This window comes from Paraburkholderia sediminicola, from assembly GCF_046026855.1.
GTDB classification, from domain to species: domain Bacteria; phylum Pseudomonadota; class Gammaproteobacteria; order Burkholderiales; family Burkholderiaceae; genus Paraburkholderia; species Paraburkholderia sediminicola_A.
The window spans coordinates 30248-44632 of record NZ_JAQQET010000034.1 but is presented as its reverse complement, the minus strand read 5'-3'; the positions used below and the strand labels follow the sequence as shown (position 1 = coordinate 44632).

The window sequence follows — 14385 nt, the reverse complement described above, 5'->3', positions numbered from 1 at the left end:
GCCGTTGACGGGCAGCGCCGATAAAAACCCACGACCCGAGACACATGACCCGAGACCCCCGCCTGACTCTCAATGCCCGGCAACAGGAACTGCTGGAGTGGGTGCAACGCGACGGCTTCGTGACCGTGGACGACCTCGCGGCCCACTTCGACGTGACGCCGCAGACGATCCGCCGCGACGTCAACTGGCTCGCCGACATGAACCTGCTGCGCCGCTATCACGGTGGCGCCAGCCTGCCGACGAGCTCCGAGAACGTCTCGTACACGGCGCGTCAGCGGATGTTCCATGACGAGAAACGGCGCATCGCGACGCTAGTGGCCACTCACATTCCCGATCAGGCGTCGCTCTTCATCAACCTCGGCACAACCACCGAAGAAGTCGCCCGCGCGCTCAACCGGCATCGCGGCCTGCGCGTGATCACGAACAATCTGAACGTCGCCAGCATGATGAGCGGCTATCCGGATTGCGAAGTGCTGGTGACGGGTGGCATCGTGCGGCCGTGGGACAAGGGCATCGTCGGCGAACTGGCAATCGACTTCATCCGGCAATTCAAGGTGGACTTCGCGATCATCGGAACGTCGAGCATTGAAACGGATGGCACGCTGCGCGATTTCGACACCCGCGAAGTGCGCGTGGCCGAGGCGATCATTCAGCATGCGCGCACGGTGTTTCTCGCCGCCGACAACTCCAAATTCGGCCGCCCGGCGCTCGTCCGTCAAGGTCATCTCGATCAGATCGACGCACTTTTCACCGACGCCACGCCGCCCGCCGAGATGAACGAAATACTCGCCGCCGCCAACTGCCAGGTGTATATCGCCGAGTAATTCCAGGCGTCTTCGGCCATGTTGCAGTGCACGCGAAACTTCGAGTGAAATCAAGGATTTGGCCGCTGCTCCAAACCGCCTCTGCGGGCTCCAATTGTCAAAGGGAAAATTTACTGGGGCCCCTTTGGTGTTTAACGGGCGTTTGACTACACTCCAGTTCCCCAGCGTCCGTTCCGCGTTGCACGGAGTGCTGGCAGCGTGAACCTGTCGTGATAGCCGTACCTCCCGCCTGATCCTCTAGCGGACTTCACTGGCATCTGGCCAGTCGCCGGCAAGGCCGTCCGCGTTAGCTTGACATGGAGAGAACGATGCTGAGTCCGCATGAATTCGCCACGTTGTTGCTCGTCAAGGACGCTCCCAATCAAGTCGACATGGAGCGAGAAGAACTCGACGCCCTGCTGGAACGCCAGCTTGTGCAACTCGAACGGCTCGCGTCGGGCAACGAACAATGGCGCGTGACAGAAATCGGCGACAACGCACTCCGGGCCATCAAGCGTTTGTCGTAGCACGCTGGGTTTTGAAGCCAAGGACCGGCAGCATGACAACGGGCTGCGCCGCAGTGACATTGCGCGCATCCTTGTCTCTTTCATGCCGCCGCGCATTTGTTGTCTCGAGCCAGGCGGCCGCATAAACGGCCGCTTTGTTGTGCCCAATTCATTTACACAGTAAATTGACGCGACGGACCTTCTGCCTTCGCGCATGCCAAAAACGCTCTCCTCCGACGACATCCAGCATTTCCGCGAAACCATGCGGCGCGTGGCCGAAAATGCGTTCGCCACGCGCGGCGCGCAAGGCGTGACGATGCGCGAACTGGCGAAGGAGCTGGGTTGCAGCGCGATGACGCCCTATCGCTACTTCCGCGACAAGGACGAGATCCTTGCAATGGTCCGCACCGCGGCGTTCAACCGCTTCGCGGCGCGGCTCGAGGCAGTGGCCAAGGAAACGTCCGCGACCGACCGCTCCGCTATCAGCGACGCCTACGTGTCGTTCGCACTCGACGAACCGCACGCCTACCGCCTGATGTTCGATCTGAATCAGCAGGAAGGCGCGTACCCGGAACTCACCGCCGCGTCGCAGCGTGCCTGGCGCATGCTCGGGGTGCACTTTGAGCAACTGGTTGCCGCGGGCATTCTGGAAGGCGATCCACAATTGATCGGCTATGCCTACTGGGCAAGCCTGCACGGCTTCACCATGCTGGCACTCGCCAACCAGTTGCCGTTGCCACAGGCGCAGCAAGCCGCCGCGAGCAACGCGCCGACGCGCGAGGCTGTGCTCGCGCAGATTCGCGGGATGTTGTGGCGCGGGGCCCAGCCGCAGCGCGGCTAGCCCTTCAGCACTTCAACTCACTCAACGCGAATAACCCGGTGGGCGGCACCGGGAAGCGAGGTCCGGGCGCGAAGCTCAGCCCGCCCGCAAGGTCGGATCAGCCGCCGCGCGCCAGCTCAACGCCTTGGCTCGCTGGTCGGTGAAGAACGTCACCCATTGATTACGCACCTGCGGGTCGGGACTCACTGCCAGGCTCGTGTAATGCTGCGCAAGCGACGCCTGGAACGCGCAGTAATCGTCCTTCGGCAACTTGCCGCGCCGATTCGCCACGTACGCGTCGAACAGCGTCGCGTAGACGCCTTGCGCGTCGTTGCCATAATCGACCGTCTGGGCACTGCACATCTGCTGCAACGATGCGAACGAGGGCGCGCCCATCGTTCCGTTCAAACTCGGCGAGCTGACGCATCCCGTCAGGAGCGCAGCAGCGCCGATCATCCAAAGTCCACGCATGAATTCACCTCGAAATGACTGCTGCCGTGAGTATCGTCCGTGGCCGCGCGTTACGCCACCACCTTAGCCAGCCGTTAGAAGTGCGCGTAAGAAAACCGAACTTTACTTTTTCGAATATGTTCATTAAAGTTCGAAAACGAACACTATCGGTTCGATAGTTTTTCCAAACGGCTTCCGGAACAGACGCAGGGGACACAGCAGGTGACGCAAGGCTCGAGATACGATTTGCTCGTCGTGGGCGGTGGGATCAACGGCGCAGGCATCGCACGCGATGCGGCGGGCCGCGGCCTGTCGGTACTGCTCTGCGAACAGGACGATCTGGCGGCACATACGTCGTCGGCCAGTACCAAGCTGATCCACGGCGGCCTGCGCTACCTCGAATACCGCGAGTTCAGGCTGGTCCGCAAAGCCCTGCAGGAACGCGAAACGCTGCTGCGCGCGGCGCCGCACATCATGTGGCCGCTACGCTTCGTCATGCCGCACATGCCCGATCTGCGGCCGGCCTGGCTGATCCGCGCCGGCCTGTTCCTTTACGATCACCTCGCCAAACGCGAACTGCTGCCAGGCTCGCGCGGCATCGTGATGCGCAACCACCCTGCCGGCGCACCGCTGGTCGATTCGATCAAGCGCGGCTTCGTGTATTCGGACGGTTGGGTGAACGATGCGCGTCTGGTCGTGCTGAACGCGCTGGATGCGCAGGAGCGCGGCGCAAAGATTCTCACGCGCACCAAGCTGCTGAGCGCCGTGCGTGCCGGCGGCGAATGGCGCGCGCAACTCAAGCGCTCGGACGGCACGATCCTCGACGTGCGCGCGGCCTCGATTGCGAATGCGGCGGGCCCGTGGGTCGGCGAATTGCTGCATGGCGCGCTCGGCCGCGAGGCGACGCACAGCGTGCGCCTGGTGAAAGGCAGCCATATCGTCACGCGCCGTCTGTTCGAACACGATCATGCGTACATCTTCCAGAATCCGGACAAGCGGATCATCTTTGCGATTCCGTACGAACACGATTACACGCTGATCGGCACGACCGACCTCGAATATCGCGGCGACCCGTCGAAAGTAGCGATCGACGCTGACGAAATACAGTACCTGTGCGACTCGATCAACCGCTACTTCAAGCAGAAGATCTCGCCGCAAGACGTGCGCTGGACCTACTCGGGCGTGCGTCCGCTGCTCGAGGAAGAAGGCGCGGACAACCCGTCGGCGGTCACGCGCGATTACTCGCTGGAACTCGATGCGCCCGCAGGCGAGGCGCCGCTTCTGTCAGTGTTCGGCGGCAAGATCACGACGTTCCGCAAGCTGGCGGAAGAAGCCGTCGACAAACTCGCGCACGCGTTGCATAACGGCACGCCTTCGTGGACGGCCGGTGTGCCCTTGCCCGGTGGCGATATTCCGCAAGCCAGCTTCGAGCGCTTCCTCGCCGGCTTCAAGCAGCAGAATCCCTGGTTGCCCGCCGACCTGGCTCACCGCCTAGCCCGTGCGTACGGCACGCGCGTGAAGCACGTCATTGGCAACGCGCGTTCGGTCGCAGACCTCGGCCGTGCTTTCGCGCCAGGTCTCTACGAAGCAGAACTCGCTTACCTGCGCGACACCGAATGGGCGCGCAGCGCGCAGGACGTGTTGTGGCGCCGCTCGAAACTCGGCCTGCACCTCGAACCGGGCACGCTCGATTCGATCACACGCGACATCGACACGTGGCTCGACCGCGAGCCGGTCCGACAGAACGCTTAGTTAAGCCCGTTAATCAGGTCACTGAGTTAGGTCACTGAGTCAGGCTATAGCAACGCGGCCTGGCTACGCGGATGAACCCGCACGAACCGAATCGATTTTCACCCCTCGGCTACTGACAAAGCCGGGACGCACAAGCTCAAACTGTTGCAGCCCGCTTAAAACAACAAGCCGTTCCCGTCGCCGGTCAGCAGCCCGGCGATTCATAAAACGCATGGAGAAGAGACAATGCAGGATCAGTACATCCTCGCGCTTGACCAAGGCACTACCAGCTCCCGCGCGATGCTGTTCGACCGGCTCGGCAATATCGTGTCGACCGCTCAGAAAGAATTCCAGCAAATCTATCCGCGTCCGGGCTGGGTCGAGCACGATCCGCAGGAAATCTGGTCGACGCAGGCCGGCGTCGCAGCCGAAGCGGTCACGCGTGCCGGCATGAACGGCACCTCAATCGCCGCGATCGGCATTACCAATCAGCGTGAGACCACCATCGTGTGGGACCGCGAAACCGGCCACCCGATCTATAACGCGATCGTCTGGCAAGACCGCCGCACTGCCGACTTCTGCGATCAGCTTAAAGAGCAAGGTCTCGAAGAAAAAGTCCGCGCGAAAACCGGTCTGCCGATCGACTCGTACTTCTCGGCGACCAAGATCCGCTGGATTCTCGACAACGTCGAAGGTGCACGCGAAAAAGCGAAGCAAGGCCGTCTCGCTTTCGGCACAGTGGATAGCTGGCTCGTGTGGAACTTCACCAAGGGTGGTCTGCATGTCACCGATGTGACCAACGCGTCGCGCACGATGCTGTTCAATATCCACACGCTGAAGTGGGACGACGAACTGCTCGAAGCGCTCGACATTCCGCGCAACATGCTGCCGGAAGTGCGTGCGTCATCGGAAGTGTACGGACCGACCAAGACCACCGTGTTCGCCTCCAAGATTCCGCTCGCGGGCATTGCCGGCGACCAGCACGCGGCCCTGTTCGGCCAGATGTGCACGCAGTCGGGCATGGTGAAGAACACCTACGGCACTGGCTGCTTCCTCGTGATGAACACTGGCGACAAGCCGATCGAATCGAAGAACAATCTCGTCACCACCATCGCGTGGCAGATCGGCGACCAGATCAACTACGCGCTCGAAGGCAGTATTTTCATCGGCGGCGCGGTGGTCCAATGGCTGCGCGACGGCCTCGGCATCATCAAGAACGCCACGGAAATCGAAACGCTTGCGCGCAGCGTATCGCACAGCGATGGCGTGTATCTCGTGCCCGCATTTGCAGGGCTCGGCGCGCCGCACTGGAATGCCCGTGCTCGCGGCACGCTGTTCGGTGTGACTCGCGGCACGAGCTCGGCGCATATCGCCCGCGCTGCGCTCGACTCGATCGCCTATCAATCGCTCGACGTGCTGAAAGCCATGGAGGCCGACTCCGGCATTCGCATTGGCGAATTGCGCGTGGACGGCGGCGCTTGCGCGAACAATCTGCTGATGCAGTTCCAGGCGGACATTCTCGGCGTCGATGCAGTACGGCCGAAGGTATCGGAAACGACCGCATTGGGCGCGGCGTATCTGGCCGGTCTCGCGGTCGGCTACTGGAAAGACGTGGACGAACTGCAAAGCCAGTGGGCGCTAGATCGCCGTTTCACGCCTGCCCTGCCGCACGCCGACGTCAAGGAATGCCTCGACGGCTGGAAGCGCGCGATCCGCGCCGCGAAGGCCTGGGCCGACACGCCCTGATCGCTTTCCAATAGCGCCAAGACACCTTTCGACATAACGAAGCCGCTTATTCCGCGGCTTCCCCAACAACTATATTTCGGATAACCAACGATGTCCCCTTACATTGCGGAATTCATCGGCACAGCGATTCTGGTGCTGCTCGGCGACGGCGCGGTCGCCAACGTGCTGCTCGCGCGCACCAAAGGCAAAGGCGCGGACCTGATCGTGATCGTGATGGGCTGGGCGATGGCCGTGTTCATCGCCGTCTACGTCACGGCATCGTACAGCGGCGCGCACCTGAATCCTGTGGTGACGATCAGCCTCGCACTGGCAGGTAAATTCGCGTGGGCCAAAGTGCCTGGCTACATCGCGGCGCAGATGCTCGGCGGCATGGCGGGCGCCCTGCTCGTGTGGGTCGCGTATCGTCAGCACTTCAACAAAGAAGGCGATGCCGACGTGAAGCTCGGCGTGTTCTGCACGTCGCCCGCGATTCGCAGCGTGCCGCATAACCTGCTCACCGAAATGATCGCGACTTTCGTGCTGATTCTCGGCGTGCTGTATCTGGCTTCGCCGCAAGTCGGCCTGGGTGCGCTCGACGCGCTGCCGGTCGGCCTGCTCGTGCTCGGCATCGGTATTTCACTCGGTGGCCCGACCGGTTACGCGATGAGCCCAGCGCGCGACCTGTCCCCGCGCCTGATGCACGCGCTGCTGCCGATTCCGGGCAAGCGCGACAGCGACTGGCGATATTCGTGGATTCCGGTGTGCGGTCCGTTGCTGGGCGGCGCGGTGGCAGCGGGTCTGTATCTGTACCTGCACGCGCACTGATCTGGCCGCGCGCATAGAGCACGCACTAAAGGGGCCACCAAAGCCCCACTCAAAGCACGTTCAACGGCGCAAATAAGCGCCGGCGGAAAGCGATGGCGCCGCGCACGCGGCGCCAAAGCACGTATCATGATGCTTTCAATCTCCGCGCATGAGCTTGCAACTGTCCTGCTCGCGTGCCTCTCGCTTTCCGTTTTAAAGCATGATCGACCACCTCATCTGTGACTGCGACGGCGTGCTCGTCGACAGCGAAATCATCGCTGACCGCGTGTTGCTCGAAACACTGTCCGCCTCCTTCCCCGGTCTCGATTTCGAACCGGTCGTCAAAACGGCGTTCGGCCAGCAGACCTCGCGCTTTCTCGAAGGCATCGAGAAGTCGTTCGATATCACGCTACCCGCCGATTTCTTCAGTACGATCGAACACAATGTCGAGCTTGCGCTCGCCGCATCGCTCAGCCCGATCAACGGCGTGCGCGAGGCCTTGCAACGCGTGACGCTGCCGGCCGCGGTCGTGTCGAACAGCCGGATGGCGCGCGTGAATGCGTCGGTGCGGCGCGCGGGCCTGCAACAAATTTTCGGCGAGCGGATTTTTAGCGCCGAACAGGTGGCGCGGCCAAAGCCTTATCCGGATGTGTATCTGTTCGCTGCGAATACGCTAGGCGTGGACCCGGCGCGATGCGTCGTCGTGGAAGATAGTGTCGCGGGTTTGAATGCGGCGCGTGCGGCAGGCATGAAGACGATTGCCTTCGTCGGTGCGAGCCATATCCCAGATGGTTACGCGGATGCGCTGCGCAAAATGGGCATGACACGCATCATGAAGCATATGGATGAGCTGCCCGCACTGGTTGAAGCCGGTGTGCGAGGCGAATTCGGCGACGTGCAGTCTTAACGGGCGCAGCAATAAGAAAGCCGGCTATCGTGAACTAACCCCGCAAGGCTGGACATCCGTCCAATGATTCGGGGTGCAGTTCATCGAAGCTGGCTTTTTTCAAACGCGCGAGAATGCGTGAAGTTCGCTCTGGCGGGCATCGCTGCCGTCGTATAGCGCGAAAGAACGCCCGCGCTCCACCGCCAACAGATCGCCGCACGCGGCACCGCTTAACGCATCAAGCCTCGTCGGCAACGCATTCGCGCGCCGTCGCCAGCGCCTGGCGGAATTCAACCAGCTCGGCGATCGTCAGCATCGGCAGATTGTGTTGTGCGGCGAAGCGCTCCACGTCCGCGCCGCGCGTCATCGTGCCGTCCGCGTTCATCAGTTCGCACAGCACACCGGCCGGTTTCAGACCCGCGAGAATTGCCAGATCGACCGTGCCTTCGGTGTGGCCGCGACGCGCGAGTACACCGCCGGGCTGCGCGCGCAACGGGAAGACGTGACCCGGGCGCACGATATCGGCAGGCTTCGCCGTATCGCTGATTGCCGCGCGAATCGTCGTCACGCGATCGAGTGCGGACACGCCGGTCGTCACCCCATCGCGGGCTTCGATCGAGACCGTGAACGCGGTGCCGTGACGGCTTTCGTTGTTGACTGCCATCGGCGGCAGTTCAAGCGCGCGGATTTTGTCGTCGGGCAGGCACAGGCAGACGATGCCGCTGCATTCGCGGATCAGCAAGGCCATGGTTTCGACGGAAAGACGCTCGGCGGAGACGATCAGATCAGCTTCGTTCTCGCGGTCGTGATCGTCTTGCAGGACGACAGCGCGGCCATCGCGCATGGCTTGCAAGGCAGCCGCGATACGCGGCGGAACGGGCTCGGTGGCGAGCAGGGGGAGATCGAGAATTGCGCTATCCGCAATCACCGACGGAGCAGGAAAAGTAGCAAAGGACATAGTTGAAACGCTCATCGCAAAAGTTGGGCGAAAAACGTTTCAGGGCATTGCAAACAGGCAAAGACGCGCCGTTGAACACCGCGCAAAGCGGCGCTCGCGCACCGCTCCAACCTCGGGCGGCGCCACGGAAACGAACATGACTATCTGCACATCTTCTTCCATCCGGACTCTAACCGTCGGCTCTGGCTTCTCACCAGATCTGCTGACCCCGTGTCGAACAGAGTTAGCGCTTTAGCGCTTACTCTGGTCCCATGCAACCTAGTTGCACAGTGCCAAATACATTGACGACGCGGGCGCTCGCGGGCTCACCGGCTCACGCTTTCGCGCTGCCGGCATACCGCCGGTGGGGAATTTCGCCCCGCCCTGAAGACGCACTGATTGCCGGATCGACCGGCTGGCAAAGCATACAACAGTCGCGCGAGACCTGCAGCGCAACCCCTACTGATTAGACGGACATCTCTGCTTCGCAGCGGATCCGTCATCAAAATCCTGACGTATCAGACCGGCGCGGCCTGCCGTGTCAAATCGTGCGGCGCAGGCACATCCCAACGCGGCGGCGTTTCCGCCTTCAGCGTCACACGAAACGCACGCGCTTCGGTGTCACCAGGATTGCGCAGGCTGTGCGGCTGGTCGGCGTCGAACACGATCGCGTCGCCGGTGGCCAATAATTGGCGCTGATCGTGCACGCTGACTTCCAGCGTGCCTTCGCTCACCACCAGATTCACCGTGGTGCCCGGCGCGCGGCGCGTGCCGGCCTCGGTATGCAACGGCGCGATACGCAACTCGTGAAACTCGGCGGCAGTCGGCTCGGCGTCGGGATAAAGCGGCCGGGCCGAGTAGCGTCCATTCGAACTGACGAGCCGCGACGACCGCTCAGCCGGCAAATGCTCGAAGCCGTTGGTCGCATGACGCCGCAAGAACGCCGCCACCGATACCTTCAACGCCGCTGCGACCTTGCACAGCACCTTGATGGAGGGCACGCTGCGCGCCGACTCGATCTGCGCGAGCATCGCTCGCGAGACGCCGGAAGCGCGGGCCAGGGCGTCGAGCGAAAGTTGGCGCTCGGCGCGCAAACGGGCGAGATTCACGCCGACCAGATATTCAAGAGCATCGAAGGGTTCGGCGGCACGCGGCGACGCATCGGTGTCAGCCGTGGGATCGCGAACCAGCGCAAGCGGGGAATGCATGATTGCCTCCAGTAGCGCCGCCGGACGGCGGGCAAGCGGTTAGTGGAAGCAAGATAGCATCGCGCCTTGCCGCGCCCAACGAAGTTATCTTCACACTGTTATCAGCATTGCGGAGGACGATTCTCGCAAAGCTTGTGCGAATTTTTCATATGGACGTGTTCGGACCCAGATGCGCTCGAGCGCGTACACGCACTCGGCACATCCATCCGGGAGATCAGGTGCGACTCATGCACACCCAGGCACGCTCATGCGCGCTGCGCGACGACCGATGCCGGCGCATCCATCCGCGCCGCGAACCACGTGAGCAGCAACGCCGCCACGCTGACCGCCGCCGCGACCCACGGCAGCGTATCGAGCGAATGGCCATGATTGATCACCAGACCGCCGAGCCACGCGCCGCCCGCATTGCCCACGTTGAATGCGCCGATGTTCAACGTCGAAGCCAGATTTGGCGCGGCAGCGGCCTTCTCGACCACGCGCATCTGCAACGGCGGCACGGTCGCGAACGCAGCAATACCCCAGACGAAAATGGTAATCGCCGCAGCCACCTGCGAATGACTGGTGCGCGCGAAAATTGCCATCACCACCGCGAGCGCCACCAGAATACCCATCAGCGAAGGCATCAGCGCACGGTCCGCGAGCTTGCCGCCCACGGTGTTGCCGATCGTGAGACCCACGCCGAACAGCACCAGAATCAACGTCACGCCACGCGGCGAGAAGCCGCTGACCTGCTCGAGAATCGGCGCGATATAAGTGAACACGACGAACACCCCACCAAAGCCCAGCACCGTCATCGCGAGCGCGGTCCAGACCTGCGGATCCTTCAGTACGCGTACTTCGTGGCCCAGGCCGACCGGGCCGGCATCATGACGATTCGGCACCAGCAGCGACACGCCCGCCAGCGACAGCACGCCGAACGCGCTGACAATCCAGAACGCCGCACGCCAGCCGAATTCCTGGCCGACGAACGTGCCGAACGGCACGCCAAGTACATTCGCCAGCGTCAAGCCGGTGAACATCAGCGCAATCGCGCTCGCCCGCTTTTCAGCCGGCACGAGCGAAGCCGCCACCACCGCGCCGATGCCAAAGAAGGACCCATGTGCGAACGACGTCACCACGCGCGCGATCATCAGCACCGAATAGCTGGACGCGATCGCGCACAGCGTATTGCCGACGATGAACACGCCCATCAGCAACTGCAACGCGAGCTTGCGCGGCATCTTGCTAGTGACCACCGCGAGCAGCGGCGCGCCGACTGCCACGCCGAGCGCATAACCGCTCACCAGCAAACCGGCCGACGGAATCGACACGGACAGATCGCGCGCGACCTCGGGCAGCAAGCCCATGATCACAAACTCGGTCGTACCGATCGCGAAAGCGCTGATCGCTAGCGCCAGTAATGGAATGGGCATTTTTCTACTCCGGTTCTAAAGTTGAGCGTGTTAGCTGTAATGAGCGTGGCGCTGCGCCGTCACGAATTCGATGACTACGCCGGGCGCGAGCGCGACGAACAGTTGCAATTCGGCTTGCTGCGCCCCCATCTGCGGCACTTCGGCGCGCTGATACGGCATGTCCGCCGCATGCAGGCGCTGCAATAGCGCCTGCCACTCGTCGGCGCTCTCCAGCCGGAAGGCGATATGGTCGATGCGTGGCGCCGCCCTGCCCGCTATGGCGGGCACTGTCGCGTCGATCAGATGAATCACCGGGCGGCCGTTTGCATACAACCAGTAGCCGTCGATCGAAAACGGCGGACGCGCGCCCTGCGCCAACCCGACGACGTCGACGAAGAAACGTCGGGCGGTGTCGAGGTCGGCGGTAACGATCGTTGCGTGATCGAGTTGCATGGCGGAGGCTCCGCGGAGCACGAAGGGTTTACGAGGAGTGCATTGTGAGCGGAATACGTCAATTTGATAATTGGCGTAGCATTTGAAGCATTTTCAAATTCTTTTGGAAGATCGCGATGGATAACCTCGGTGATATCCGCCTGTTCGTCGAAGCCGCGCAGCAAGGCAGTCTCTCGGCGGCGGGCCGCAAGATGGGCCTGACGCCGGCCGCCGCCAGCGCGCGGCTGGCCAAACTCGAAGCCGGTCTGAAAGCGCGTCTGTTCGAGCGCACGACCCGCCAGCTCAGGCTCACGGACGAGGGGCGCCTCTACCTGAACTGCTGCCGCCAGGCACTGCGATCGCTCGACGACGCCGAAGCTGTGCTGCAAGCCGGCCAGGGCGTAGTGCGCGGCAAGGTGCGGATCTCCGCGACCTCGGACTTCGGCCGCAATCTGCTGATGCACTGGCTCGACGAGTTCAACGCGCTTTACCCGGAAGTGACGTTCGCACTGACGCTGTCGGACTCGCTAGCGAATCTGGTGCAGGAAGACATCGATCTGGCGATCCGCTTCGGCGTGCCGCAGGACAGCTCGCTGGTCGCCCGCAAACTCGCGCCAAACCGGCGTGTGCTGTGTGCGTCGCCGGACTACATCGCACGCAGGGGTGAGCCGAAAGACCCGCACGATCTGGCGAATTTCGATTGCATCGTGCTCGGCACCGCGTCGGGTCCGGTCAACGAGTGGCGTTTCACACGCGGCGACGAAGTGCAGCACTACACGGTGCCGTTCGAAACCTCCCGGGAAACGAACGACGGCGCCGTGGCCCGCGAATGGGCGCGGCGCGGCTACGGGATCGTCATCAAGTCGATGTGGGACGTGGAAGCGGACCTGCGCGGCGACTGCCTGAAAATCCTGCTGCCCGAATGGCGCTATCCGGATGCGCCGCTGCACGCCCTCTACCACCGCAACCGCTTCATGGCGCCGCGCGTGCGCGTGCTGCTGGATTTTCTGAGCGAGCGCTTCGCGCAGGTGTCGGACGAACTGGAAGGCCTGCTGGGCTTGCCGCCGGAGCGTCCTCGAGCCATAGCCGCGGCAGAAACCGCATCCGATGAAGGGCTATAATATTGAGCTACGCTGCAAACGTGCATTGACAGTGGATCCCAATGGACCCAAACGGGACACAAACAGGGACTAAAACAAGGCCCAAGCGCCGCCCCATGCCCCTTCGCACGTTTTCACCTCTCTTCACCTTTTAAACGACGCCCCCAGGTTAACCACTGCGACCGGCGAAAATCGATGACCAAGAAAGTTTATGTAAAGACCTACGGCTGCCAGATGAACGAGTACGACTCCGACAAAATGGTCGACGTACTCGGCGCGGCTGAAGGGCTCGTCAAGACCGACACGCCGGAAGACGCGGACGTCATTCTCTTCAATACCTGCTCGGTGCGCGAAAAAGCGCAGGAGAAAGTCTTCTCCGAACTCGGCCGTGTGCGCGAGTTGAAAGAAGCGAACCCGAATCTGATCATCGGTGTGGGCGGTTGCGTGGCGAGCCAGGAAGGCGCGTCCATCGTGGCGCGCGCACCGTATGTCGATCTGGTGTTCGGGCCGCAAACGCTGCACCGTCTGCCACAAATGATCGACAAGCGCCGCGAAACCGGCCGTGCGCAAGTCGACATCTCGTTCCCGGAAATCGAAAAGTTCGATCACCTGCCGCCCGCGCGCGTCGATGGCGCGAGCGCGTTCGTGTCGATCATGGAAGGTTGCAGCAAGTACTGCAGCTACTGCGTCGTGCCGTACACGCGCGGCGAAGAAGTGTCGCGTCCGCTGGACGATGTGCTGACCGAAATCGCCGGCCTCGCCGACCAGGGCGTGCGTGAAGTCACATTGCTCGGTCAGAACGTGAATGCGTACCGTGCCGGCATCACGCTTGGCTCGAGCGAAATCGCCGACTTCGCTCAGTTGATCGAATACGTCGCGGATATTCCGGGCATCGAACGAATCCGCTACACCACGTCGCATCCGAAGGAATTCACGCAGCGCCTGATCGACACCTACGCCAAGGTGCCGAAGCTCGTCAGCCACCTGCACCTGCCGGTGCAGCATGGCTCCGACCGCATCCTGATGGCGATGAAGCGCGGCTACACCGTGCTCGAATACAAGTCGGTGATCCGCAAGCTGCGCGCGATCCGCCCGGACCTGTCTTTGTCGACCGACATGATCGTCGGCTTCCCCGGCGAAACGGAAGAAGACTTCGACAAGATGATGACGTTGATCCACGAGATGAAGTACGACACGAGCTTCTCGTTCATCTACAGCCCGCGTCCCGGCACACCGGCCGCGAATCTGCACGACGATACGCCGCACGAAGTGAAGCTCAAGCGTCTGTACCATCTGCAGGCTACGATCGAAGAAAACGTACAGCGCATCAGCGATTCGATGGTCGGCAAGGTCGAGCGGATTCTGGTCGAGCGCCCGGCGCGCAAAGACCCGAACGAACTCGCGGGCCGCACCGAGAACAACCGTGTGGTGAATTTCCCGGCGCCGATTGCATCGCACGCGCGGCTGATCGGTCAGATGGTGGACGTGAAAATCGTCCATGCGTACCCACATTCGTTACGTGGCGAACTCGTGCTGGTGCACGACGACATGCCCGCAACCACCCACTGAGCGACGCCAGCCAGCGTCACAAA

At 62.3% G+C, this 14385-nt stretch carries 14 protein-coding genes and 1 riboswitch; of the genes, 9 read left to right on the top strand and 5 right to left on the bottom strand.

Annotation, left to right across the window (positions count from 1 at the left end; translation table 11 throughout):
* Positions 1–44 precede the first annotated feature (44 nt).
* The 3 genes from PQR40_RS30270 to PQR40_RS30260 all read left to right on the top strand — a co-directional run bounded on the left by PQR40_RS30270 (position 45) and on the right by PQR40_RS30260 (position 2150).
* Positions 45–824 carry a DeoR/GlpR family DNA-binding transcription regulator gene (locus PQR40_RS30270; protein ID WP_408231524.1) on the top strand — a complete coding sequence of 260 codons (780 nt, stop codon included), beginning with the start codon at positions 45–47 and terminating at the stop codon, positions 822–824.
* Between the two features lie 308 nt (positions 825–1132).
* Positions 1133–1330: a hypothetical protein gene (locus PQR40_RS30265; RefSeq protein WP_408231521.1), complete on the top strand. Its 198-nt coding sequence runs from the start codon at positions 1133–1135 to the stop codon at positions 1328–1330.
* A gap of 193 nt (positions 1331–1523) precedes the next feature.
* The gene (locus PQR40_RS30260) at positions 1524–2150 is read left to right on the top strand and encodes a TetR/AcrR family transcriptional regulator (protein ID WP_408510499.1); all 627 of its coding nucleotides are present in this window, start codon (positions 1524–1526) and stop codon (positions 2148–2150) included.
* Positions 2151–2225: 75 nt separating this feature from the next.
* Here PQR40_RS30260 and PQR40_RS30255 read toward each other — a convergent pair whose 3' ends face one another.
* On the bottom strand, positions 2226–2600 hold the full coding sequence (locus tag PQR40_RS30255; RefSeq protein WP_408510498.1) for a hypothetical protein: 375 nt from the start codon (positions 2598–2600) through the stop codon (positions 2226–2228).
* Between the two features lie 201 nt (positions 2601–2801).
* Between PQR40_RS30255 and glpD the strand changes: the two genes are divergently transcribed.
* The 4 genes from glpD to PQR40_RS30235 all read left to right on the top strand — a co-directional run bounded on the left by glpD (position 2802) and on the right by PQR40_RS30235 (position 7746).
* Positions 2802–4331, top strand: coding sequence for a glycerol-3-phosphate dehydrogenase (gene glpD / locus PQR40_RS30250; RefSeq protein ID WP_408510497.1), 1530 nt, complete (start codon positions 2802–2804; stop codon positions 4329–4331).
* A gap of 225 nt (positions 4332–4556) precedes the next feature.
* Positions 4557–6056 (top strand): glycerol kinase GlpK, encoded by a 1500-nt coding sequence (gene glpK, locus PQR40_RS30245; RefSeq protein WP_408231509.1) that lies wholly within the window; start codon positions 4557–4559, stop codon positions 6054–6056.
* Between the two features lie 90 nt (positions 6057–6146).
* Positions 6147–6860, top strand: a complete 714-nt coding sequence (locus tag PQR40_RS30240; protein WP_408231506.1) for an MIP/aquaporin family protein — start codon at positions 6147–6149, stop codon at positions 6858–6860.
* Between the two features lie 199 nt (positions 6861–7059).
* Positions 7060–7746 carry an HAD family hydrolase gene (locus tag PQR40_RS30235; RefSeq protein ID WP_408339502.1) on the top strand — a complete coding sequence of 229 codons (687 nt, stop codon included), beginning with the start codon at positions 7060–7062 and terminating at the stop codon, positions 7744–7746.
* A gap of 217 nt (positions 7747–7963) precedes the next feature.
* Here PQR40_RS30235 and ribB read toward each other — a convergent pair whose 3' ends face one another.
* The 4 genes from ribB to PQR40_RS30215 form a co-directional block, all read right to left on the bottom strand.
* The gene (gene ribB / locus PQR40_RS30230; protein ID WP_408231500.1) at positions 7964–8683 is read right to left on the bottom strand and encodes a 3,4-dihydroxy-2-butanone-4-phosphate synthase; all 720 of its coding nucleotides are present in this window, start codon (positions 8681–8683) and stop codon (positions 7964–7966) included.
* 146 nt (positions 8684–8829) lie between these two features.
* Positions 8830–9058: riboswitch (FMN riboswitch) on the bottom strand.
* Positions 9059–9180: 122 nt separating this feature from the next.
* Complete coding sequence (locus tag PQR40_RS30225; protein ID WP_408231497.1) at positions 9181–9870, bottom strand: helix-turn-helix domain-containing protein; 690 nt, start codon at positions 9868–9870, stop codon at positions 9181–9183.
* A gap of 245 nt (positions 9871–10115) precedes the next feature.
* Positions 10116–11282 carry an MFS transporter gene (locus tag PQR40_RS30220; protein WP_408510496.1) on the bottom strand — a complete coding sequence of 389 codons (1167 nt, stop codon included), beginning with the start codon at positions 11280–11282 and terminating at the stop codon, positions 10116–10118.
* Positions 11283–11312: 30 nt separating this feature from the next.
* Entirely contained in the window at positions 11313–11714 is a 402-nt protein-coding gene (locus tag PQR40_RS30215) for a VOC family protein (RefSeq protein WP_408510495.1), read from the bottom strand.
* 116 nt (positions 11715–11830) lie between these two features.
* On the opposite strand from PQR40_RS30215, the gene PQR40_RS30210 reads away from it, so the two are divergent.
* The gene (locus PQR40_RS30210) at positions 11831–12814 is read left to right on the top strand and encodes a LysR family transcriptional regulator (protein WP_408510494.1); all 984 of its coding nucleotides are present in this window, start codon (positions 11831–11833) and stop codon (positions 12812–12814) included.
* Positions 12815–12988: 174 nt separating this feature from the next.
* Positions 12989–14362 (top strand): tRNA (N6-isopentenyl adenosine(37)-C2)-methylthiotransferase MiaB, encoded by a 1374-nt coding sequence (gene miaB, locus PQR40_RS30205; protein WP_408510493.1) that lies wholly within the window; start codon positions 12989–12991, stop codon positions 14360–14362.
* The last annotated feature ends 23 nt before the right edge of the window (positions 14363–14385 follow it).